A 22,914-nucleotide genomic window follows, 5' to 3' on the forward strand; every position below is an offset into this window, starting at 1 on the left:
CAGCTTGCATCCTGCTTCGACCCGGTTATAGAGCCGCCCTCGGCAACGATCCCTGATAGCTCAGCGGTAGAGCTCTCGACTGTTAATCGAGCGGCCGTAGGTTCGAATCCTACTCAGGGAGCCACCGATCGCGCGGACAAAACCCGCGGTCATTCCAGATCGTTTTCGCTCACCACGATCAACGCCTGATCGGCGTTCCGCGACAATGCGGACAATGCGGCTTCCGAAATCTGGTCGACAAAGCGGTTGAACATGTCGACCGCGTCGTTTTCCGGCCGGTCGCCGCTCAACGCCTCCAGCAGATCGTATTGCGCGGCGAACTGATATTCGTCGCCGTCCACTTCCCCGGCAAATTCCACCTGCGCTTCATCGACATTGTCGAGGATCGACGCGGTGTCGATCTCCAGTTGATTCGCTGTCACAATTCGCTCCCTTATCGCGGCGCCGTTCGACCGTATGAAGGCGAGCAAGCGCAAGAGAAGGACGGAGGTTCCCCTTCAACCCGCCGTCGGATCGCATTGGCGGGTGTCGAATCGTTGCCGGCCATCTCGAACGCATTGTTCCCGAGCGAAAATGTCGGCAGATTGTTAATCTGGTTCCTTAAATGACGGACGGAAACCTATCCCGTTCATCGCACGTTCCATCGACAGTGCCTATTTTGCGGGCGTCCCGCCGAATTGGCGGACACGGAGACGTTACAATGACAACATTCCGATTGGGTCGGGGCGTCATTCTGGCCACGGTCGCGGGCGGCGCGCTGCTGGTCGCGGGCTGTGCCACCCCCACCACCTACCGCCCCGCCACCGGCTCCGGCTTCAGCCGCACCGGTTACACCGACATCCGGATCGAGCCGAATCGCTACCGCGTGACGTTCGCCGGCAACACGATAACCGATCGCGATATCGTCGAGCGCTATCTGCTGTTCCGCGCGGCCGAACTGACCCTCCAGAACGGCTACGATTATTTCGTGATGGTCGACCGCGATACCGATCGTCAGGCGCGCACCTATTCCACCGGCTTCGGTGGCGGCGGCTTCGGCGGTGGGTTCGGGAACGGATATTGGGGTCCGTCTTGGGGCTTCTATGGCCGCGGCTACGGCTGGCGCCGCTTTGGCGGCGGGTTCGGCTACGGCGGGTTTGGCGGCTTCGGCGGCTTCAACGATTTCGACGTCCGCACGATCGACCGCTACGAGGCTTCGGCGGAGATCGTGATGCGCCGCGGCGCACCGGCCAGGGATGACGTCCGCGCCTTCAATGCGCGTGCGGTAACCGAGTCGATCGGGCCGAGTATCGTTCTGCCCAAGCCGTAGGCGCTACGCCGACGGTAGAAACCGAAAGGGCGGCGGGATCACTCCCGCCGCCCTTTTTCACGTCATACCGCGCCGTGGCAGTGCTTGTATTTGCGGCCCGACCCGCACGGGCATGGCGCATTGCGGCTGACGACGCCTTCCCAGCTTGCCGGATCCTCGCCCAGGTCGACCGCAGTCGGCTGTGGTATCTGCATCGGCGGCAACTGCGTCTGGATCAACCCGGCGCTCCCGGCATCCCAATCGTTCGAATTGTCCTCGCCCGAGAACGGGTCGAAGTGCGTCGTGATGAAGTCGGGAAGTTCGGGCAATTCGGGCAGCGGCTGCATCTGGAACTGCGCGTGCGCGATCGTCTTCGTCACGTCCTCACGGATGTGATCGAGCATCCGCTGAAAGAGCGCGAACGCCTCCTGCTTGTATTCGTTGATCGGCGTCTTCTGCGCATAGGCGCGCAAATGAACGACCTGCCGCAGCGCATCGAGCGTCGACAGATGCTCCTTCCAGTGGTGATCCAGATTCTGCAGCAGGATCGATTTCTCGACTGACGTCCACGTCTCGGGCTCCAGATCGGCAGCCTTGGCCTCGACCATCGTATCGGCCTCCGCCTGGACACGTTCGGTCACCAGTTCGGGGTCGATCGCTTCTTCGGTCAGCCAGTCGTCGATCGGCGGTTCGAGGTTGAGGATCTCTGCGAGTCTCTCCTTCATCCCCGCGATGTTCCACTGTTCGGGATAGGAATTGGGCGGGCACGCCTCGCCGACGATCGCGTTGACCGTCTCGGCGCGCATGTCGACCACCACATCGCCGACCGTCTCCGCATCCATGATGTCGGCGCGCTGTTCGTAGATGACCTTGCGCTGATCGTTCATCACGTCGTCATATTCGACGACCTGCTTGCGGATGTCGTAGTTGCGCGCCTCGACCTTCTTCTGCGCGGTTTCGATCGCCTTGGTCAGCCATTTGCTGCCGATCGCCTCGCCGTCGCCGATGTTGTTGCGCATCATCTTTGCAAACAAGGTGTCCGGACCGAAGATACGCAACAGATCGTCATCGAGGCTGAGGTAGAAGCGGCTGAGGCCGGGGTCGCCCTGCCGCCCCGAACGGCCACGCAGCTGGTTGTCGATGCGGCGGCTTTCGTGGCGTTCGGTGCCGAGTACGAAAAGCCCGCCCGCCTCCAGCACGCGCGCCTTTTCCGCCCCGATCTCGCCCTTGATCTGCGCGATCGCCTGGTCGCGCTCCGGCCCCTCCGGCATCCCGTCGAGTTCGTCGTTGATACGAAACTCCAAGTTGCCGCCGAGCTGGATGTCGGTCCCGCGGCCCGCCATGTTGGTGGCGATGGTCACCGCACCCAGCCGTCCGGCCTGCGCGACGATATGCGCCTCCATCTCGTGATGGCGCGCGTTCAGGACCGAGTGATCGACGCCCTCCTGATTGAGGAATTCGCTGAGCAATTCGGACTTTTCGATCGAGACCGTGCCGACCAGCACCGGCTGGCCCTTTTCGGCGTGTTCGCGGATGCGCTTGGCGATCGCGCGGAATTTGTCCTGCGTATCCTTGTAGAATTCGTCCTCTTCGTCGACTCGCTTGACCTCGACGTTGGTGGGGATCGTGACGACGTTCATCTTGTAGATGTCGTAGAATTCGGCCGCTTCGGTCGCCGCGGTGCCGGTCATCCCCGACAGCTTCGGGTACATGCGAAAGTAGTTTTGGAACGTGATCGAGGCCATCGTCTGGTTCTCGGGCTCGATCTGGACGCCCTCCTTCGCCTCGACCGCCTGGTGAAGGCCATCCGACCAGCGGCGGCCGTCCATCATGCGGCCGGTGAACTCGTCGATGATGATGACCTTGTCATCCTTCACGATGTAATCGGTATCGCGCTTGAACATCATGTTCGCGCGCAGCGCCTGATTCAGGTGATGGACGACCTGCGTATTCTCGAAATCGTACAGGTTCTGCCCTTCGAGCAGCCCAGCCGCCTCCAGCATCCGTTCGGCCTTTTCGGTGCCATCCTCGGTCAGGATGATCGATTTCTGCTTCTCGTCCTTTTCGTAATCCTCCGCCGCGAACTGCTTCACGACCGCATCGACCTGCAGGTAGAGATCGGACTTGTCGTCGGTCGGGCCGGAGATGATCAACGGCGTGCGCGCTTCGTCGATCAGCACCGAATCGACCTCGTCGACGATCGCCATGCTGAACGCGCGCTGCGTCATCGAGGCGCGTTCGTACTTCATGTTGTCGCGCAGGTAATCGAAGCCGAACTCGTTGTTCGTGCCGTACGTGATGTCCGAATTATACGCGGCTCGGCGCTGATCGTCGGTCAGGTTCGGGATGATGACGCCGACGGTCAACCCGAGGAACGTGTACACCCGCCCCATCCACTCCGCGTCGCGCGCGGCGAGATAGTCGTTGACGGTGATGACGTGCACGCCCTGCCCCGGCAGCGCGTTGAGATAGGTGGCGAGCGTGGCGACCAGCGTCTTGCCCTCACCGGTGCGCATCTCGGCGATCTCGCCGCGGTGAAGCACGATGCCGCCGACCATCTGCACGTCGAAATGGCGCATCCCGAGCACGCGCACCGATGCCTCGCGCACCGTGGCGAACGCCTCGGGAAGGAGCTTGTCGAGCGGTTCATCGTTCGCGAGCCGTTCGCGAAACAGTACCGTCTGATGCGCCAGCGTCGCGTCGTCCATCGCCTGCAGCGCCGGTTCGAACGACGCGATCTTCGCGAGAATCGGGTTGAGCGATTTGACGTACCGGTCGTTGGACGAACCGAACATGGATTTGGCAAGGCCGCCGAACATAAGCGAATTCCTGATCTGGCAATGGCGCGGCGGGCCACGCCGGCCCCCGCGCTGATAAAATGTCGGGTTTACGCCGCGTGACCGCGACGGAAGAACGCTATTCGCGCCGACGGGTTGCCCAGGCGGGGACGGTCGCGACCGTGAATGCTGCAACTGGCGTTACGAAGGCGACTTCTGCGAGTTGGGGAAGCGCGGAAACCGGGCGCACTGAAAGGCGCTTGGCGACCTCCGCGGCAACCGCGACCTGCGCATTCTCCCGCGCCACTGCCTGTACTGGCTCCGGGCCACCCACACGCGTGCCGACACCCGTAAGAGCGGACAGCAGCGCGGAGAGGAGTAGCAGCAGGTTCATTGCGAGTGTGACATAGGGGTTGCAGGGCCGAGCGTCCACCATTGGCAGAACATCGCTATTGCGGGATCTGCCAGCGCACGGGCAGCTTGTACTCGCTCGCCTTGGGTACGCCCGCACTGTCCCGCGCCGGATCAAAACGAACGCTGCGCAGCGCGATCTGGCAGGTGGTTTCGTCCAGACTGGACGAGCCGCTGCTCGTTTCCACCGCGCATCTTACAGGCGTGCCGCTGGCATCGATCGACAGCCTGGCGACGGTTCGCCCCTGCTCGCGACGGCGCAAGGCTTCGAAGGGGTAGTTGTCTGCGCTGAACGCGGCACCGGGATTACCGCGCAATGTTGCGTTCGCCTTCATTGGGTCGGGCGGCGGGATAGAACGCGTTGGCGCTGGTGCTTCCTCGGCTTGTGTCGCCGATACGTCCTGCATGGCGTTTCGGTGCCGATCGATCCATCGCTCGACCGCCAGTGCGGAAAGCACGAGCAGGACCAGCGCGATCGCCACGCACGCGCCGATGACGAGTGCGATCACGCCGGTTCCGGAACGTGGGGCGACCAAACCATTCGCGATGCGCGGGTCCGATTTCAGCACCAGAAGGCGTTCATCGCCCTTCGACTGTCCCGACTCGTTCTCCGACACGCAAACCCCTTCGATCCCTGACAAAGCGAGACTATGGGAGCGTCATGTCCACGTCCATCTCTCCGCTCGCCACGCCGTTCCCCGCCCTCCCCGCGATCCGCGGCGTCACGCTGCGGACGGCGCGGGCGCGGTACAAGGAGTGGGACCGGTGCGACCTGACCTTGGCCGAACTCGATGAGGGGACGGTCGTCGCGGGGGTGCTGACGCAAAGCAGATGCCCGTCGCCGGAGGTAGAATGGTGCCGCAAGGCGCTGGTGCTGGGTCAGGCGCGCGCGTTGGTTGTGAATGCGGGCAATTCCAACGCCTTTACCGGCAACCGCGGGCGTGCGGCGGTGGAGGCGATCGCGGCGCGGGTGGCCGGGCATGTCGGATGCCAACCGTCGGACGTGTTCGTCGCGTCGACCGGCGTGATCGGCGTACCGCTGCCGATCGACAAGGCGGAAGCGGGGCTTGATGCCGCCTTGACCGAGACGCCGTGCGACTGGCGCGCCGCGGCGGACGCGATCGGGACGACCGACACCTATCCCAAGGGCGCGATGGCAAGCGCGATCGTCGACGGGCGGACGGTGACCCTCGTGGGCATCATCAAGGGATCGGGGATGATCGCGCCCGACATGGCGACGATGCTGGGCTTCGTCTTCACCGACGCCGCGGTCGATCCGGCGTTCCTGCACGATGCGCTGGCGGCGGCGAACGCGCAGACCTTTTCGTGCATCACGGTCGACGGCGATACCTCGACCAGCGACACGGTGCTGGCCTTCGCGACGGGCAAGGCAGGCAATGCGCCGCTGACCGACGACGACAGCGTCGGCGCGGACTCGTTCCGCGCGGCGCTGTCCGATCTGTGCCGCCAACTCGCGATGCTGGTCGTACGGGACGGCGAAGGTGCGCAGAAACTGATCGAGATCACCGTGGAGGGCGCGGAAAGCGACGCCTCGGCGCGCCGCATCGCGATGAGCATCGCCAATTCGCCGCTGGTGAAGACCGCGATCGCTGGCGAGGACGCGAACTGGGGCCGCGTCGTCATGGCGGTCGGCAAGGCGGGCGAACCCGCCGACCGCGACAAACTGTCGATCCGCTTCGGCGCGACGCAGGTCGCGCGCGACGGCGTGGCGGTGGAGGGGTTTGACGAAGTCCCGGTCGCGGCGCATCTGAAGGGCCGTGAGGTGGAGATCGGCGTGGAACTAGGGCTGGGCGAGGGCCGCGCGACGGTATGGACGTGCGACCTGACGCACGGGTACATCTCGATCAACGCGGATTACAGAAGCTGAGGAGGCGATCATGAAAGGCGGCTGCGCCTGCGGAGTCGTGCGCTACGCGCTGCGATCTGCGCCGCGCGACCCGGCATGGTGCCATTGCCGCATCTGCCAGCTAAATTCCGGCAGCCCGGCGATGGCCTTCGCCACCGTCCCGGCCGCTGACTTGGTGCTTGAAGCGGGTGAGGATGTGATCCGTTACTTCGCATCGAGCGAAGCGGCGCGCCGCCACTTCTGCGGCAATTGCGGTACGCCGCTGTATGTCGCCGATCTGCGCGAACCCGAAAACCTGTACGTCAGCCTAGTGACGCTGGACGACCCGGCGGGGGTTCCGCCGGGCTTCCACATCTTTTACGCCGAACATATTCCGTGGGCGCCCGCGGGCGACGATCTGCCGCGCTACGACGGATTCCGCCGCGACCCGAACGCTATTTAGGCCAGTTCGCCCTCCAGCCAGGCCTTGATCCGGCCCTTTGGCTCCGCACCGACTTTCGTGGCCGCGGGAGCGCCGGCCTTGAACAGGATCATCGTCGGGATGCCGCGCACGCCGTATTTGCCGGGAGCCTCGGGATTCTCGTCGATATTGATCTTCGCGATCGTCACCTGCCCGCCAAGCTCATCGCTCAATTCCTCCAGGCTCGGCCCGATCATCTTGCACGGCCCGCACCATTCGGCCCAAAAATCGACCAGCACGGGCTTATCGGCGCTGAGGACGTCGGCGTCGAAGCTCGCGTCGGTGATCTGTTTGGTGGCCATCTGAAATCTCCTTGTTGCGACCTACCTAAGAGGCCGTGTGCACGCACTCAACCATCCACGCGCAAGCTTTGCTCCGCCGCGGGATAGCCGGGCTTGCGCGCGGCAAGCGTTTCGGCCGGGATCGGGATCAACGTCGGCCCGGCCGTATATAGCAGTGCCGCCTCGATCGCGCGGTCGGGGAAGATGCGGGCTAGGGCAGCGGCGTAAGCGGCCATCTGGCGCAGATGGTATGAAGGGACGGCGTCGAGCGAGGCGGGAGCCTGCCGTCCGGTCTTGAAATCGACGATCGCAATGAGGTCGTCGGTGACCAGCAGCCGGTCGACCGTTCCGGCAACGACCAATCCATCGTCGAGCACCGCGCTGATCGGCGCTTCGGCGAGCGATTGCGGGCCGAAGATGTCGGCGAAGGCGGGATCGTCGAGGACCGCCAGAACCGCGGCGATGATCGGCGCGCGTTCGTCCGCCGCCTCAATATGCTCGACCTGCCGCAGCCAGCGATCGGCCGCCGCTTGCCGGTCTTCGTGCGCAACCGCGGGCAATCGTTCGAACAAGGCGTGCATCCGCCGCCCACGCTCCGCCGCTGCGCGCATGGCAGGTGTAGGCGGGGCGTCGGCGACCGCATCCTTGCCCAACGAGGACGGCGCGAGCGGGCGTGGCGGACGCGCTTCGACCGGGGCAGCCTGGCGCGCCCAGTCCGGCAGCGCGATCGGATCGGATACGACCGGGGGCGCGGTCGCGCGTGGCTTGGCGGGGGTGGTCTTCGCCCAGCCGGTATAGATGCGCGCGCCCTCCCCCTCGGGCGCTTCGATCAGGTCGAAGGCGGCGCGCGACGCGGCATACCAGCTCGCCGGTGGCGGTTGGCCCTGCCATTTCGCGCTGAGTGACCCCGCGATCACCAGCCGTTCCTCCGCGCGCGTCGCGGCGACGTAGAACAGCCGCCAATGCTCGGCGCGTTCTCGACTGGCAACCAGCGCCATCGCCTCGTCGATCGCCCCGGCGCGTTCGGCGGCACGTGGGCGGAACACCGGGATCGGGGCGTCGGCTCCCTCGGGCGTCCACATCAGCGTGGAACGCGGCGCGGCATCGGGATCGGCGGTCGCGTCGGCAAGAATGACGAGCGGGGCCTGCAGCCCCTTGGCGCCATGCGCGGTCATCACGCGCACCGCGTCGAGCGGGGCGGCGGAGTCGCGCACGATCTCGACTTCGCCGCGGTCGAACCAGTCTAGGAACCTCTGCAATGATGGGGTCGCGGACGTCTCGAAGTCGAGCGCGGCGTTTAGCAATTCCTCGATCGGATCGCGCGCTTCCTCGCCCAGGCGTTCGAGCATCTTGCGGCGTCCGTCGTGCAACAGCGCCTCGAGAAACTGGTAGGGCGTCGTGAAATCGGCGCGTGCGAGCATCGCGTCGAGCACGCCGAGATGCTCGCGGTGGTGCGTCGACAGGTGACGCCACAGGCTGACCGCGCGTGGTATCGCGCGCGCGAGCAATTCGTCCTGCGTCCAGCCGATCAGCGGCGAGACGAGCAGGCTGGCGAGGCTGAGATCGTCGTCGGGCTGCAGCACGAAGCGGATCGCGGCGAGCAGATCCTGTACCGCCAGCGGCGCGTTCAGCCGCAACCGGTCGACGCCGGCCACGGGAACGCCCTCCGCATAAAGCCGCGCCACCAGCAACTGCGCCAGATCGCCGCGGCGCTTGACGAGGATCATCACGTCCTCGGGCCGCAGCGGCCGACCCTTGCTCTCCAGCATCAGGCCGTCATCGAGCCATTGCTTCACCTGCCGCGCGATGCGGGTCGCGTTCTCGCGCACCGCGTCGTCGATCCAGCCCTCCTCCCCGTTGTCGCCCTCACTCGCGCCCGCGCAGACCGTCGGCCACAGCTCGACAAAGCCCGGCCCATCCACCCGCGTCGCGTGTTGCGCAACCTCCCCCACCGCCCCGAGTGCGCCCTCCCCGACCGCGACCACGGCTGCGTCGACGAATTCCAGCACCGGCGCGGTCGAGCGGAACGAGGTGACCAGCGACAGCTTCTCGAATGGCAATCCTCGCTCGTGCGCGGGCATCCGGTCGTCGCCGGTGACCTCCTCCGCCTTGTCCGCGAAATAGCGTTCGGCGGCGGCGAAGAAATCGGGGTCGGTGCCCTGAAACCCAAAGATCGCCTGCTTGTAGTCGCCGACCGTAAACAACGTACGGACCGACGGCGCATAGACGCCGCGCCCGACGAAATATTCGTCCACCAGCGCGCGCACGATCCGCCATTGGTTCGCGTTGGTATCCTGCGCCTCGTCGATCAGGACGTGTTCGGTGATCTGGTCGAGCTTATAACGCACCCATTCGCCGATACCGGGCGTGTCGAGCAGATCGACGGTCGAGCGGATCAGATCGTCGAAATCGACCGCGCCAACCCGCCGCTTCGCCGCCGCATAACCGCGGGCGTAGTCGCGCCCGACCTCCAACGCGTCGGCCAGCAGATCGGCGTAGGCGGCGCAGACGCGGAGCGAAAGGAGTTCGGCGCAGGCGTCGCCAAGTTCGGCGGCCAGTTCGACGTAATCGGGATCGGCCGCGATCAGCTTTGCCGAGGCCTTTCGCGCGCTGCCCGTGCCGGTTCGCACGATGGCAAGCAGATCGGCGAGCGCGGCGACGCGCCCCTCCGCTTCCGCCGCGAGCCAACTCGATACTCTGTCGGCATAGCCCGAACCGGTCGCGGTGCCCCATGCGCGGTTCGCCGCGCCGATTCGCTCGATCACCGAACAATCGAGATCTGCGCAACCCGCGGCGATCGCTTCCTCGATATCGCCCGACGGCAGCCCGAGTTCGCGGCGCAGATACGGCTGCACGCCCGCGGGCAACGCCTCCAGCGCAGGCCCGGCGCGCGCGCAATCGCGCAGGAAGCGCTCAGCCCCCTCCTCGCCCATCCGCACCGACAGCGCGCCGATCGTCGCGACCGGCTTGCCGCGGCCCTCACGCTGCGCATTTACCAGCAGGTCGGACAACGCCTGCCGCGCCAGCAACGCTTCCTCGCGCGGTTCGATCGGGCGGAAGCCCGGGACCAGTCCCGCCTCGACCGGAAACGCCGCGAGCAATCCCTGACAGAAGCCGTGGATCGTCTGGATGCGCACGCCACCGCCCGGCGCATCGAGCACCTTAGCGAACAGCGTCCGCGCCCGCGCGATCCGCTGCGGCGTCGGTTCTTCTCCCAACGCGATCAGATCCTGCCCCAGCGCGGCGTCCTTCGCGCGTACCCAAGCGGCCAGACGGCGACTGATCCGTTCGCCCATCTCGGCCGCGCCCGCCTTCGTGAAGGTCAGACACAGGATCGCCGACGGATCGACCCCGCGCAGCAGCAGCCGGAACACTCGCGCGGCCAACACCTGCGTCTTGCCGGTGCCAGCGGACGCGGCGAGCCAGACGTGCGCGTCGGGGCGGCTGGCGATCGTCTGGTCGCCCGCCAGCGGTGGCAGGGGTGCGAGTTCAGCGGTCACGGCCATACCATTCGTCGCGGCGCATCAACTGGTCGTATTCGGCGTACGGCGCGAATTCGGGATGCAGTTTCGCGGTGAAGGGCTCGTCGCCGGTCAGCCAAGTCTGCGCGGCGTCGGTAAACACCGCGACTGCGTTGGCGACGAATTCGCTCGTCACGATCTTGCCCGATTTGCCGACCGGATCGACCGGCGACGTGACCGATCCGAACGCATCGCCTTTTTTCGCCAGCGACCAGTATTCGAAATCGGTCGCGGTCCCCCCGATCCCGGCGAACCCGCCGCGCTCGGCGATCGCGCCAAGCAAACCGAGTTGCATCGAGAAGCCGGCCTTCACCGCGACGGGGGACGGGGCCTTGCCGGTCTTGTAGTCGACGATCCCGATCCCGCCGCCGGGCATCCGGTCGACCCGGTCAAAGCGGCCCGACAGCGTGACGCCCGCGATCGTCGTGCCGCCCTTTCCTTCGGACGCCAGCACCTCGCGTCCTTCCGCGCGGTCGCGGTCGAGCCGTTCGGCGATCCAGTCGATTGCCGCGATCAGCCGCGGCTGCCAGAGCGCGCGGAGCAGCGGATGCGCGGCGGGATCGTCGAGCATCGCCAGCGCCATCGGGCGCAGCGCGTCGAGGCGGCAGTCATGCTCCTTCGCCCAACGTTCGAGGACGTCATGAACGGCGGTCCCGCGCCACGCTGCGCTCGGATCGGCGTCGACCGGATCGAGCGACGCGAGCCGCAGGATGCGTTGCGCGTAGAAGGCGTAGGGGTCGGCCTTTAGCCGGTCGACCTGCGTGACCGAGATTTCGGTCGGGCGCAGCGCCTTGGGCGGCATCGGCGCGGGGCGGTCGGCGGGACGGTGCGCGTCCGCGCGATCGAGCGCGCGGGTCCAGCCCTCTAGGTCGTTTGCGCGCGCGAACCGCTCCCCCGCCATCGCCTCCAGCCGCAACCAGAAACGCGAGGCAAGCGCGGGCGAGCGCGCATCGCGGCGGCTGCGCGTGATGAGGACGGTCGGCGCGCCCAAGCCCTGCCCGAAATCATGCGCCGCCACGCCGATTCCGCGCTCCAGCCCCGGCAGCCCCAGTTCGCTGCGGATGCGCGGCGCGAGCCAAGGGTCGGGCGCCGGGCTACCCGGCCAAACGCCCTCGTTCAGCCCGCCCAGGATCATCAGATCGGCGGACTGCAGCCGCGCCTCGATCAGGCCGTAGATTGCGAGGCGCGGATGCCCGCCCTGCTGGGGTCGCACCGCGACCTCGTCCATCAACAGCCGCAGCAAGGGCGCGAAACCGTCCGCGGTTACGTCGCGCGGACCGGACGGCGCCTCCACCTCCAGATCGGCGAGCAGGTCCGCCGCAGCACGGCCTGCCGGTCCTCGCCAAACCTCGTCCCCCGCCAGCGCGGATGCCGCATCGCGCAGCGCCGCGACGCGATCGGCAAGCGGACGCGTGCCGTCGCCGAAGGCTTCCGCGATCGGGGTCAACAAGGCGCGCGCCTCGCGCCACCAATCGGTCGCCTTGTCACCCAGATGCGCGTCGATGCCGTTCAGGCCCGGCCCCGGCCGCGGCCCGCGCAACGCCCGGTCCAGCCGCCGCACGCCCTCCAGCCACGATCGCCGCACCACGCCCCACCGCACCAGCGGGTGCTTGAGCAGGGTCAGCAGCGCGAGCGGCGCAAAATCCTGCGCCGCGGCCTCGACGATCGCGATCAGCAACGTTCCCGGCGGCAGGATCGACAGCGGCCGCCCCGCGGTGTCGTCGATATCGATGTTCCAACGCCGACAATGCGCCGCCACGCGACGCGCCAGCGCGCGATCGGGGGTGACGAGCGCAGCGGTCCTGCCGGGCTCCTCCAGCGCGCCGCGAAGCGCCAGCGCGATCGCCTGCGCTTCCTCCGCCGGGGTTGCGAGTTCGGCCGCAGTCACGCCGGTCAAGCGGCGCTGCGCGGAATCGAGATCGGTCCATTTGCCGGTAAATTCTGCCGGGGCGAGCGCGTTGGCGATCGCGCGTCCACGGATGGCCGACGCATCGTGATCGCTGCCGCCCTGCCATACCGACACCTCGTCGCGCGCCACACCCATCCGTTCGAGCAGCAGCTTCAGATGGAATTGTGGATGCACCTCGATCGACCGCTTGATTGCGCCTGTGATGGGGTCGGGCTTGTGCGGACCAAGCGCGTCCCACTCCTCGAGCGGCATCGTAAGGCCGAGACCCGCCAGCACGACCATGCCCTGCGGCAATTCCGAAATGCTGCGCAGCAATCGCGCAACCGCGGGCGCGGAATCGGTGATGCCGGCGGCGCAGACGAAACCGGGCGGCGGCGCGTCCTTCCATAGCGCCGCCAGCCGCCGCAGCAACGCCGCGCGCCGCGTGGCCTGATCGATCCGGAAGAGCCGTTCGAGTTCGCGCGGCCAGCGGTCCGTGACGATACCGAACAGCGCCAACGCGCGCTGCCAGTGTTCGGACAGTTCGGGGCCGAGATCGATGTCGTGTAGCGCCGACGGCAGCACTTCCTCGACGATCAACTGGTCGAGCGTCCGCGCCAGTTCGCCCGCCAACCGCACCGCTTCGGCGGCGTCGAGATCGGGGCGCTCCTCCTGCACCAGCCGTGCGAGGATCATCCGGCGGGCGAGCGGGGACACCGCGGGCGCGACGGGTTCGGCATCGTCGACCGGGTCGAGCGCGACGCCGACCGCCTCGCCCAGATCATCCGCGCCAATCGCCACCAGCCGCGGCAACAGCAACGCGCCGCCGCTCGCGCGAACGAACGCTTCGGAGACCGCGATCTTCGCGCGATTGTTGGGCAGCAATACCAGTCCGCGAGCCAGCGTCAGGCGATCCGCGCCGAAGCGCCGGATCAGCCCCGCCGCGAGCGTGTTGGCGAACGCGCGGTGGGCGGGGATGGTGTAGAGTTTGGGCGTCGACAAGCGCGTCAGCCGCTCAACCCGTCACCCCAGCGAAAGCTGGGGTGACGGGTTCTTGGTTAGGGTCGACGCGGCCCTCAGCCATCGGCCAGCATCGCCTCGGTCGCGCGGATCGCACCGGGATGACCGATGTCGAACCACAGCCCTTGGTGGACGACGCCGAATGCGCGGCCGCTTTCGATCGCGCGGTTCCAAAACAGGTTCGTCGAGAACGCGCCGTCGGGCCAGTCGCGGATCAGGCGCGGAGAGAGGATCTGCACGCCGGTGTAGACGAACGGCGCGATCCGGCCGGGCTTGCGCCGGCTGACGATGCGGCCGTGCGCATCGATGTGAAAATCGCCCTGCCCGGGATGATTGTGCGCGCGCGCCAAGGGGACCAGCAGCAGCAACGCATCCATCGTCGCATCGTCCCAGCGCGACGCGAGGATGCGGATCGCGTCGGTCGGGCCGTCGATCCAGAGGTTGTCGCTGTTGACGACAAGGAATGGATCGTCACCGATAAGATCGCGCGCCTTCACGATCCCACCGCCGGTTTCGAGCAACTTCCCGCGTTCGTCGGACACGACCACCTCGATACCCTTTACGCGATTGGCGAGATGCGCCTCGAGCGCGTCAGCGAGATAGTGGACGTTGACCACCGCGCGGTCGACCCCGGCCGAGCGCAACCGATCGAACACGTGGTCGAGCAGCGCCTTTCCGGCCACTTCGACCAGCGGCTTGGGTCGTGTCGCGGTCAGCGGGCGCATCCGTTTGCCCAGCCCCGCCGCCATCACCATCGCGGTCTTTGGCACCCGACCGCCGGGGTCGGGCCGAAACATCCGCAACCGCGTCATGCCTGCATCGCCAGCGGATCGCCGCGCAATTCCGGGGGGATGTTCTCGTCGAACCAGCGTGCGACGGGGGCGAGCGCGGGGAACGACAGATCGCGTTCCAGATAGCTCCACACACGCGGGCACATCGACGGATAACGCGGCTTGCCATCGCGTTTCCACAGCCGCACGAAGATGCCGATGATCTTCGCGTTCCGCTGCGCGCCGAGAACATGATAGGCGTTGAGGAACGCGTCGCCCTCGCCGGTGGCTGCGGCGTAACGCGCTAACATCGCCTCCTCCAGACCCGGATCGACGTCTCGCCGCGCATCCTGCAGTAGCGACACCAGATCATACGCCGGATGCCCGGCCAGCGCGTCCTGGAAATCGAGCAGGCCGAGCGTGCGAGCGTCCCCGACGAGCATCAAATTCTCGGCATGATAATCGCGCAGGACGGTGACGGGCGCGTCGGTCAGCGCCGACCCCAGCACCAAATCCCACGCCGCGCGGTAGTCTTCGGTATCGACCCCCAGTCCGACTGCAGGACAATACCATTCGACCAACAACGCCGCCTCGCGCTGCAACTCGGCCAAGTCATAGGGGCGCAAACCCTCGGCCGGATGCGCGCGCAACCTTACGAGCAGGTCGATCGCGGCCTCGTATAGCGGCAACGTCACCACAGGGTCGGAGTCGATCGCCTCGCGCATGCGATCGTCCCCGAAATCCTCCAGCAGCACGAGGCCCTGCGCCTCGTCCGCGGCGTGGATCGCGGGGGCGGAGAAACCCTTCGCAATTAACCAGCGCGCAATCGAGACGAACGGGCGCGGATCTTCGTGCGGCGGCGGCGCGTCCATCAGCACCGCGCTGCGAGTTCCGTCCACCACGCGGAAATAGCGCCGGAACGACGCGTCGCCCGCCAATGGCAGGATCGTCGCCCCGCCCCAGCCGTGTGCAGCCAGGAACGCGGGCGCGCCGGTCGGCGGAATCATGTCGGTCGCCATCGCCGCTCCCAAGCCGCGGGCGCTTCCCAAGTCAAGCGACGTGCGCCGTCCGGTTCGATCGCGAGCGCCAGGCGCAACGCATTCAGCCAGGCGTCCGGCCCCGCCCGCTCAGGCCATTCGATCAGCAGCACCGAATCGTACAGCGCCTCGTCGAGGCCCAATTCTTCCATCTCGGCCGGATCGTCGATGCGGTAGAGATCGACGTGCAGCACGGGCAGGCGAACCTCGGGCGGGGCGTAAGGCTGGACGATCGCAAAGCTGGGACTCGGCGCTTCGCCGGACAGCCCGAGCGCGCGCAGCAGCCCGCGCGCGATGCTCGTCTTGCCCGCGCCGAGTGGCCCTTCCAACGTGACGACATCGCCGGGCGCAACGACGCCCGCAAGCGACGCGCCGATGGCTTCGGTCGCGACCGGATCGGCAAGGCGGATCATCGCCGCGGCAATTCCACGGTGACCAGCGTGCCCTCGCCCGGTTCGCTGACCAGCGCGATCGTCCCGCCGTGCGCCGCGACGAATTGTTTGGCGAGCGGCAGGCCGAGATCCAGCGCGCGTTCGCCGCCGCTGGTGATTCCAGGCTGCGCGAAGCGGTCGAAAGCGTGCGCCGCGGCCTCCGCGCTCATCCCGGCGCCATCGTCCGAAACGACGATCCGCGCCCGCGTCGCATTGCCGTCGGTATGCAGCAGCACACGGCCCTTCTCCGGCGTGGAGGCGATCGCGTGGCGCAGCAGATGTTCGATCATCTCACGGATGCGACGCGTGTCGCCGCTCAGCCGTCCGGTCGACCGTGTGACATCGATCGCGAAATCCAGTTTCCGGCGCTCAGCCGAATCGCGCAACCCGTCCGCCGCCTCACGCGCCACGACCGCGAGATCGACGTCGGTGCGCTCGATCCGTCCTTCGTCGGCCTCCAGCAAGGTCAGGTCGAGCACGTCGTCGACCAGCACGCTCAGCCGGTCGACCGATTCCATGATCGCCTCGACATAACTGTCGGCCTGCCTGGTCAGTTTGCCCGCATAGCCACCGTGCAGCATCTCCGCGAAGCCGCTGATCGAGGTCAGCGGCGTGCGCAGTTCGTAGCTCATGTTGGCGACGAAAGTCGTCTTCACCCGGTCCGCCGCCTCCAGCGCATCCGCCTTTTCACGCAGCGCGCGTTCGATCCGGCGGCTGTCGGAAATGTCGAGCATCGTGAACAATGCGTTGCCGTCGGGTAGCGGCACGACCGCAAATTCGAAATGCCGTCCGTCGGCGAGCGCCACCCGCCCGCCGCGCTGTTGCCGCTCGACCGTCGCGGAGCGCACGAGTTCGGCGATATATTTCGCGCGGCCGGGGCTGGCGAATTTCGAAGCAACCTTTTCGGCGACCGCATCGACACGCGGGTGACCGCTAAGGAATTCCTCCTCCAGACCCCACAACGCCCGGAAGCGGTTGTTCCACAATTGCAGGCGGCCATCGGCGGCAAACACGCCCAGCGCCTCGAACAGATTGTCGAACGTCGCGGTGCGCACGCGGAGCAGGGTGTCGCGCGCGCTGGCCAGTTGGACCTGCTCGGTGCGATCCTCGAAGATCAGCAGCAGCCCGCCGTCCGGCAACGGTTGCGCGACGACGCGGACGTGCGTGCCGCCGGGCAGATGCCATGCCTCCTCCACCTGTTCGTCGGTGCGCACGAACCAGTCGCGGCGTTCGGCCTTCCAGCCGGGAAAGTCACGCACCTCGGGCACGCGATTCGCCTCCCGCATCCGTTCCAGCACACGATCGAATTCAGGCCGATCGGCCAGCCATTCGCTGCGCATCGCGAACATCCGGCGGAATGGCTGATTGCAGAAGACCATCGCACGGTCGCGACCGAACTGAGCGACGCCGGCGGATAGCCGGTCGAGCATCGCGCGCTGCGCATCGGCAAACTGCTTTTCACGGACGTGCGCCTGTTCCAGCTCCTCGATATCGATCGCAAAGCCCGCAACCCCGCCGGTCGGCAACGGCACGTCATATAGCTTCAACGAACGCCGCGCGCCGCCGATCGTCGCGGGCAACACGCGTTCCTCGATGCCGTCACGCTCGCGCGCCGCGGCCGCGCCGGCGAGCGGTCCGCCCTGCCCCGACCCCTCGACCAGTTCGACCCCGCGCGCGACCACGTCGGCCGCATCGCTGCCCTCGACCGCGCCGACATAAGCGCTGTTGACCATCGCCAGCCGCAGGTCGGGGCCGCGATACCACATCGGCAGCGGGGCAGCCTCGATCAGTCCCGTCAGCGCCTCGAACGCCTCTCGAAGGGTTGATTGGTCTTGGCGTAGGCGGAGGATCTCGCGTTCACTCTCCGTCACGTCGAAGACCCAGACCAGGACGTTGCCGGGGCCGACCGCGGACGGCGCGCGACCGCCGCGCATCAGCAGCGTCCGCGCCGATCCCTGCGGCACGGCCACGCGTGTGAACCCGCGCCCGGCCTTTTGCGCCGCGACCACGTCGGCGCGAAGCCCCTCCAGATCGGCGCTGGTCAAGCCTTCCGCACCGCCCAGATCGCGCAGGCTGTCCGGAATGCCCGCCAATCCGAGCCAATCGGCCAGCGGCCGCGCCATGTCGATCTGCCCGTCGGGCTGCACGATCAGCGCCGAGGCGGGCGCGGCGGCCAGCAGCGCCTGCAACCGCGCGGCGTCGTTCACCGCTTCCACCGCCCCCGCCTGCGCGCCCAGCCCGCGGTACAAGGCGTAACCGGCCGCCGCGATCAATAGCGCGAGCACGACCCCGCCCAGCACCGCCGCCGTCGTCCCGATTTCGATCATGCGCCCGCCGCCGGACAGGTCTGTGCGATCATGTACGCGGTTCTAGGCCGGACGCGCGGATTTGAAAGGGGCGTCATCCCTCAACGCTGCAACACCCACGAAAAAGGGCGGAAGCCGCAGCTCCCGCCCTTCGTGTCGCACGTCGTTCAGAGAACGATCAGTAGCGATAATGGTCCGGCTTGAACGGCCCTTCGACCGGCACGCCGATGTAGCCCGCCTGCTTCGGGGTCAGCTGCGACAGCTTCACGCCGAGCTTTTCCAGATGAAGCGCCGCGACCTTTTCGTCGAGGTGCTTGGGCAGGACATAGACCTGATTCTGGTAGTTCTCGCCCTTCGTCCACAGTTCGATCTGCGCCAGCGTCTGGTTGGTGAAGCTGGCCGACATCACGAACGACGGGTGACCCGTCGCGCAGCCCAGATTCACCAGCCGGCCCTTGGCCAGGATGATGATCTGCTTGCCGTCGGGGAACTTCACCAGATCGGTGCCGGGCTTCACTTCATCCCATTCGTAGTTCGACAGTGCGGCGATCTGGATCTCCGAATCGAAATGCCCGATGTTGCAAACGATCGACATCGGCTTCATCGCCGCCATGTGCTCGGCGGTGATGACGTCGGCATTGCCGGTCGCGGTGCAGAAGATGTCGGCGCGCTGCACCGCTTCTTCCATCGTCACGACCTCAAAGCCCTCCATCGCCGCCTGCAGCGCGCAGATCGGATCGACTTCGGTCACCATCACGCGCGCGCCGCCGTTACGCAGCGACTGCGCCGACCCCTTGCCGACGTCGCCGAAGCCCGCCACGCAGGCGACCTTGCCCGCCAGCATCACGTCGGTCGCGCGACGAATCGCGTCGACAAGCGATTCCTTGCAGCCGTAGAGGTTGTCGAACTTCGACTTGGTGACGCTGTCGTTCACGTTGATCGCGGGGAAGGGAAGCTCGCCCTTCTTGGCGATCTCGTACAGGCGGTGCACGCCGGTGGTGGTTTCTTCCGACACGCCCTTCAGGTTCTTGACGGTCTCGGTCAGGTAACCCGGCTTCTTGGCGATGAACGCCTTCAGCGCACGCTGGAACTCGACTTCCTCGTCATTCTCGGGCTCGCCCAGAGTGTGACCGGCCTCGAGCTTCGCGCCCCACAAAGCGAACATCGTCGCGTCGCCGCCGTCGTCCAGGATGATGTTCGAGGTCTGGCCTTCTACTTCGCCATCCCAGCTGAAGATGTCGCCGACATAGTCCCAATATTCGGCCAGGCTCTCACCCTTCACCGCGAACACGGGCACGCCGGTCGCGGCGATCGCGGCGGCGGCGTGATCCTGCGTGGAGAAGATGTTGCACGTCGCCCAGCGGACGTCGGCGCCGAGCGCGGTCAGCGTTTCGATCAGCACCGCGGTCTGGATCGTCATGTGCAGCGATCCGGTGATCCGCGCGCCCTTCAGCGGCTGCGACGCGCCGAATTCGGTGCGCAGGCTCATCAGGCCGGGCATTTCGGTTTCGGCGATGTCGATTTCCTTGCGACCGAAGTCGGCAAGCGAAATGTCCTTCACGACATAATCGTTGATGGTGCGGTCGAGCACAGTGGCCACGGGGCAGTCTCCAGGTCGATTGGGCCGACCAAGGCGCGTCACGCCGATCGACATATAGCGCCTTTACCGATCGCGCACCGATCATGCAAATATAAAGATATCTTTATATGAGGATCAGGCGTGCCCGCTTTCGGTGGCGAGCAGGCGCGGGTCGATCCCTGCGACGCCGAAACCGCGCGTCCACCGTTCGCCCGCGGGGGTGTCGTAAAGCAGCCCGATGTCATCCGCGACGTTCAGCCAGCCGTGTCGCGTCATCTCGCCATCGAGTTGCCCCGCGCTCCACCCGGCATAGCCAAGGGCGACCAGCCACTGCGTCGGCCCGGTCCCCGCGGCGATCGCGCGCAGCGCGTCGAGCGTGCCCGACAGCGACCATTTGCCCGCCACGTCGATCGTATCCTCACCGCTCCAATCGCGCGAGTGGAGGACGAAACCGCGACGCGTCTCTACCGGGCCGCCGAAATGGATCGGCGCATCGGGGGCCTTGCCCGGCGCGATCTCCAGTTGTTCCAGCACATCGTGGAGGCCCAGTCCGGCGATCGTCGCCCCGACCCCGACGCCGATCGCGCCCTCTGGATCGTGCGCGCAGATCGCGATCACCGCGCGATCGAAGCGCGGATCGCCGATTCCCGGCATCGCGAGCAGGAATTGGCCGGTCAGGAACGGAGAAGAATCCATGCGCGCCGACAATAGCGCGCGTCGCCGCGGCCCGCCACGCTTGAAATCCCGCCGCATCGCGCCGAGGTAGCGCCTCGAACCGCATTCCCGCGGCTGGAGGACATCCCCCATGACGATCAACGTCGGCGACAAACTGCCCAAGGCGACCCTTGTGAAGGCGACCGAGAACGGCCCCGATGCGGTCGATACCGAGGCGTTCTTCAAGGGCCGCAAAGTCGCCGTGTTCGCGGTTCCCGGCGCGTTCACCCCGACCTGTTCGGTCAAGCATCTGCCCGGCTATGTCGAGAAGGGCGCCGACCTGAAGGCGAAGGGCGTCGACGAGATCGTCTGCACATCGGTCAACGATCCGTTCGTCATGGGCGCGTGGTCGAAATCGGCGAATGCGGGCGACATCACGATGCTGGCCGACGGCAATGGCGAGTTCGCGCAGGCGCTGGGGCTTTCGTTCGATGGATCGAAGTTCGGCATGGGTACGCGCAGCCAGCGTTATTCGATGATCGTCAACGACGGCGTCGTCGAACAGCTGAACGTCGAAGCGCCGGGCGAATTCAAGGTCAGCTCCGCCGAGCACCTGATCGGGCAACTTTGATCGGCTCACGCCGATAAGGCGGTGCCAGCCCGCTCCCCCACCCCGCCTACTGTTGTGGGAGGCGGGGTGGGGGAGCGGGCTGGCACCGCAACCTATCTAGCCAGCGCGCGTTGATCGTCACGGAACCGTAAGGAGTAATTTCATGACCGATACCGCGCTCGACAAATCGCTGACCGAGAAGGCCAAGGACGCCGCCACGACAGCGCAGGAAAAGGTCAGCGCCGCAGCAAGCGCAACCGCCGATGCCGCCAAGAGCGCCGCGTCGTCCACGCGCGACGCGGCGAAGTCCGCAGCGAGCGCAACGGTCGAGGCGGCGAAGGACAATCCTTATACTGCGGCGGGTGTCGCCGTCGCGGCGGTCGCCGCGGTGGGCGCAGTCGCATATGGCGTCAGCAAGCTTGCCGCCGCCGACAAGCCCAAGCCGAAGCCACGCGCAGCCCCGCGCAAACGCGCGCCCGCCAAGCCGAAGGCTGCACCGAAGAAATAAGTTGTCTACTGCCCCCGGCATTCGTCGGGGGCGGTGTCTTGCCAGCGTCATGCGCGGGCCTTAATCGCTTGCGATGACTGCTTCAGATATCGTCGCCGAACTCGACCGGCTTTACACCAGCGCCGTCGAACGGCTGCAGACCGCGCTGACCATCTATCTCACCGACGGCACGCCCCCCGATCCTGAAACGCGGCGCGACGGATCGTTCGCCTATCCCGAAATCCGGCTGAAGTTTCGCGGCGGCGACGACCGCCCGACGCCGTTGCGTTCGTTCGGCCGCCTGATCACCGCGGGCGATTACCGCATCAGCGTGACGAAGCCGGCGGTGTTCGCGGACTATCTGATCGAGCAGCTTACGCTGCTGATGGAAGATTACGACGTCGAGGTCGAGGCGGTCGCGGGCCGCACCGAAATCCCCTTCCCCTATGTGCTCGATCCCGGCCACGCGCTGCGGCTGGACGAGGTGTCGGCGTCCGAACTCGCGCGCTGGTTTCCCGCGACCGAACTGGCGCATATCGGCGACGAAATCGCGGACGGGATGTGGGCCTCGGTCGACGCCACCCGGCCGCTGGCGCTGTTCGACGGCCTGCGCACCGATTTCAGCCTCGCGCGGCTGCGGCATTACACCGGCACGCCGCCCGAGCACGTCCAACGTTACGTGCTGTTCACCAATTATCATCGCTACGTCGACGAATTCGTCCGCTGGGCGATTCAGCAGGTGGAGGGCGATACGCGCTTCACCGCTTTGTCGGGCGCGGGCGGCGTGATGTTCCGCCCCGGTGACGATCCCGCGACGATCGACGACAGCGCGTGGCGGCGGCTGCAGATGCCGGCCTATCATCTGATGGCGGACGACCGGACGGGCATCACGCTGGTCAACATCGGGGTCGGGCCGTCGAACGCGAAGACGATCACCGATCACCTTGCGGTGCTGCGCCCCGATGCGTGGCTGATGATCGGGCATTGTGGTGGATTGCGACCCAGCCAGCGGATCGGCGACTACGTCCTCGCGCACGCGTATCTGCGCGACGACCATGTGCTGGACGACGTGCTGCCGCCCGAAATTCCCGTCCCCGCAATCGCCGAGGTGCAGCAGGCGCTGGCGCGCGCGGCGGAGACCGTCTCGGGCCAGTCGGGCGAGGAACTGAAGCGCCGTCTGCGGACGGGCACGATCGTCACCACCGACGATCGCAACTGGGAATTGCGGTACAGCCGATCGGCATTGCGCTTCTCGCTCAGCCGCGCGGTGGCGATCGACATGGAATCGGCCACGATCGCGGCGCAGGGTTATCGCTTCCGCGTACCCTATGGCACGTTGCTGTGCGTGTCGGACAAGCCGCTGCACGGCGAACTGAAGCTGCCCGGACAGGCCAACCGCTTCTACGAACGCGCGATTTCCGAACATATGCGGATCGGGATCGAAACCTGCGAGGAGCTTCGGCGAGAGGGCGCACGGCTCCACAGCCGCAAGCTGCGCGCGTTCAACGAGCCGCCGTTCCGATAATG

General features: G+C 66.7%; 19 protein-coding genes and 1 tRNA gene. 7 read left to right on the top strand and 13 right to left on the bottom strand.

All coding sequences use genetic code 11. The features are described from left to right. Window positions 1-49: 49 nt before the first annotated feature. Window positions 50-124: transfer RNA gene (locus tag M0208_RS03135), tRNA-Asn, on the top strand. A gap of 25 nt (window positions 125-149) precedes the next feature. Here the strand turns inward: M0208_RS03135 and M0208_RS03140 are convergent. Continuing rightward, window positions 150-422 carry a DUF1488 family protein gene (locus M0208_RS03140; RefSeq protein ID WP_258890278.1) on the bottom strand — a complete coding sequence of 91 codons (273 nt, stop codon included), beginning with the start codon at window positions 420-422 and terminating at the stop codon, window positions 150-152. 278 nt (window positions 423-700) lie between these two features. Between M0208_RS03140 and M0208_RS03145 the strand changes: the two genes are divergently transcribed. Next, the gene (locus M0208_RS03145; RefSeq protein ID WP_258890279.1) at window positions 701-1,309 is read left to right on the top strand and encodes a CC0125/CC1285 family lipoprotein; all 609 of its coding nucleotides are present in this window, start codon (window positions 701-703) and stop codon (window positions 1,307-1,309) included. Window positions 1,310-1,371: 62 nt separating this feature from the next. Here the strand turns inward: M0208_RS03145 and secA are convergent, their stop codons facing one another. The 3 genes from secA to M0208_RS03160 all read right to left on the bottom strand — a co-directional run bounded on the left by secA (window position 1,372) and on the right by M0208_RS03160 (window position 5,093). Beyond that, window positions 1,372-4,107, bottom strand: coding sequence for a preprotein translocase subunit SecA (secA, locus tag M0208_RS03150; RefSeq protein WP_258890280.1), 2,736 nt, complete (start codon window positions 4,105-4,107; stop codon window positions 1,372-1,374). A 97-nt stretch (window positions 4,108-4,204) separates the two neighbouring features. Further along, window positions 4,205-4,459 carry a hypothetical protein gene (locus tag M0208_RS03155; RefSeq protein ID WP_258890281.1) on the bottom strand — a complete coding sequence of 85 codons (255 nt, stop codon included), beginning with the start codon at window positions 4,457-4,459 and terminating at the stop codon, window positions 4,205-4,207. A gap of 55 nt (window positions 4,460-4,514) precedes the next feature. Further along, window positions 4,515-5,093 carry an energy transducer TonB gene (locus M0208_RS03160; protein WP_258890282.1) on the bottom strand — a complete coding sequence of 193 codons (579 nt, stop codon included), beginning with the start codon at window positions 5,091-5,093 and terminating at the stop codon, window positions 4,515-4,517. Between the two features lie 44 nt (window positions 5,094-5,137). Between M0208_RS03160 and argJ the strand changes: the two genes are divergently transcribed. Further along, window positions 5,138-6,364 carry a bifunctional glutamate N-acetyltransferase/amino-acid acetyltransferase ArgJ gene (argJ, locus tag M0208_RS03165; protein ID WP_258890283.1) on the top strand — a complete coding sequence of 409 codons (1,227 nt, stop codon included), beginning with the start codon at window positions 5,138-5,140 and terminating at the stop codon, window positions 6,362-6,364. Between the two features lie 10 nt (window positions 6,365-6,374). Beyond that, entirely contained in the window at window positions 6,375-6,785 is a 411-nt protein-coding gene (locus tag M0208_RS03170; protein ID WP_258890284.1) for a GFA family protein, read from the top strand. Here the strand turns inward: M0208_RS03170 and trxA are convergent. The 9 genes from trxA to M0208_RS03215 all read right to left on the bottom strand — a co-directional run bounded on the left by trxA (window position 6,782) and on the right by M0208_RS03215 (window position 20,332). Next, on the bottom strand, window positions 6,782-7,105 hold the full coding sequence (gene trxA / locus M0208_RS03175) for a thioredoxin TrxA (protein ID WP_258890285.1): 324 nt from the start codon (window positions 7,103-7,105) through the stop codon (window positions 6,782-6,784). The genes M0208_RS03170 and trxA overlap by 4 nt on opposite strands. A gap of 47 nt (window positions 7,106-7,152) precedes the next feature. Next, window positions 7,153-10,590 carry a double-strand break repair helicase AddA gene (addA, locus tag M0208_RS03180; protein WP_258890286.1) on the bottom strand — a complete coding sequence of 1,146 codons (3,438 nt, stop codon included), beginning with the start codon at window positions 10,588-10,590 and terminating at the stop codon, window positions 7,153-7,155. Then, window positions 10,574-13,504 carry a double-strand break repair protein AddB gene (gene addB, locus M0208_RS03185; RefSeq protein ID WP_408988132.1) on the bottom strand — a complete coding sequence of 977 codons (2,931 nt, stop codon included), beginning with the start codon at window positions 13,502-13,504 and terminating at the stop codon, window positions 10,574-10,576. Before addB ends, addA begins: the two co-directional genes overlap by 17 nt. Window positions 13,505-13,569: 65 nt before the next feature. After that, entirely contained in the window at window positions 13,570-14,325 is a 756-nt protein-coding gene (locus tag M0208_RS03190) for a nucleotidyltransferase family protein (protein ID WP_258890288.1), read from the bottom strand. Next, window positions 14,322-15,290: an aminoglycoside phosphotransferase family protein gene (locus tag M0208_RS03195; protein ID WP_258893155.1), complete on the bottom strand. Its 969-nt coding sequence runs from the start codon at window positions 15,288-15,290 to the stop codon at window positions 14,322-14,324. The genes M0208_RS03190 and M0208_RS03195 overlap by 4 nt, the downstream gene beginning before the upstream one ends. After that, the gene (gene tsaE, locus M0208_RS03200) at window positions 15,287-15,733 is read right to left on the bottom strand and encodes a tRNA (adenosine(37)-N6)-threonylcarbamoyltransferase complex ATPase subunit type 1 TsaE (RefSeq protein ID WP_258890289.1); all 447 of its coding nucleotides are present in this window, start codon (window positions 15,731-15,733) and stop codon (window positions 15,287-15,289) included. The genes M0208_RS03195 and tsaE overlap by 4 nt, the downstream gene beginning before the upstream one ends. Continuing rightward, the gene (locus tag M0208_RS03205; RefSeq protein WP_258890290.1) at window positions 15,730-18,078 is read right to left on the bottom strand and encodes a PAS domain-containing sensor histidine kinase; all 2,349 of its coding nucleotides are present in this window, start codon (window positions 18,076-18,078) and stop codon (window positions 15,730-15,732) included. The genes tsaE and M0208_RS03205 overlap by 4 nt, the downstream gene beginning before the upstream one ends. Window positions 18,079-18,235: 157 nt before the next feature. Continuing rightward, on the bottom strand, window positions 18,236-19,648 hold the full coding sequence (ahcY, locus tag M0208_RS03210) for an adenosylhomocysteinase (RefSeq protein WP_408988133.1): 1,413 nt from the start codon (window positions 19,646-19,648) through the stop codon (window positions 18,236-18,238). Window positions 19,649-19,771: 123 nt separating this feature from the next. After that, entirely contained in the window at window positions 19,772-20,332 is a 561-nt protein-coding gene (locus M0208_RS03215; RefSeq protein ID WP_258890292.1) for a YqgE/AlgH family protein, read from the bottom strand. 109 nt (window positions 20,333-20,441) lie between these two features. Here M0208_RS03215 and M0208_RS03220 point away from each other — a divergent pair, with 109 nt between their 5' ends. The 3 genes from M0208_RS03220 (at window position 20,442) to M0208_RS03230 (ending at window position 22,912) form a co-directional block, all read left to right on the top strand. Next, window positions 20,442-20,921 (top strand): peroxiredoxin, encoded by a 480-nt coding sequence (locus M0208_RS03220; RefSeq protein ID WP_258890293.1) that lies wholly within the window; start codon window positions 20,442-20,444, stop codon window positions 20,919-20,921. Between the two features lie 142 nt (window positions 20,922-21,063). Then, window positions 21,064-21,408 (top strand): hypothetical protein, encoded by a 345-nt coding sequence (locus M0208_RS03225; RefSeq protein WP_258890294.1) that lies wholly within the window; start codon window positions 21,064-21,066, stop codon window positions 21,406-21,408. A 73-nt stretch (window positions 21,409-21,481) separates the two neighbouring features. Then, window positions 21,482-22,912 (top strand): AMP nucleosidase, encoded by a 1,431-nt coding sequence (locus tag M0208_RS03230; RefSeq protein WP_258890295.1) that lies wholly within the window; start codon window positions 21,482-21,484, stop codon window positions 22,910-22,912. The last annotated feature ends 2 nt before the right edge of the window (window positions 22,913-22,914 follow it).

This window comes from Sphingomonas sp. SUN019, from assembly GCF_024758705.1.
Taxonomy (GTDB): Bacteria; Pseudomonadota; Alphaproteobacteria; order Sphingomonadales; family Sphingomonadaceae; genus Sphingomonas.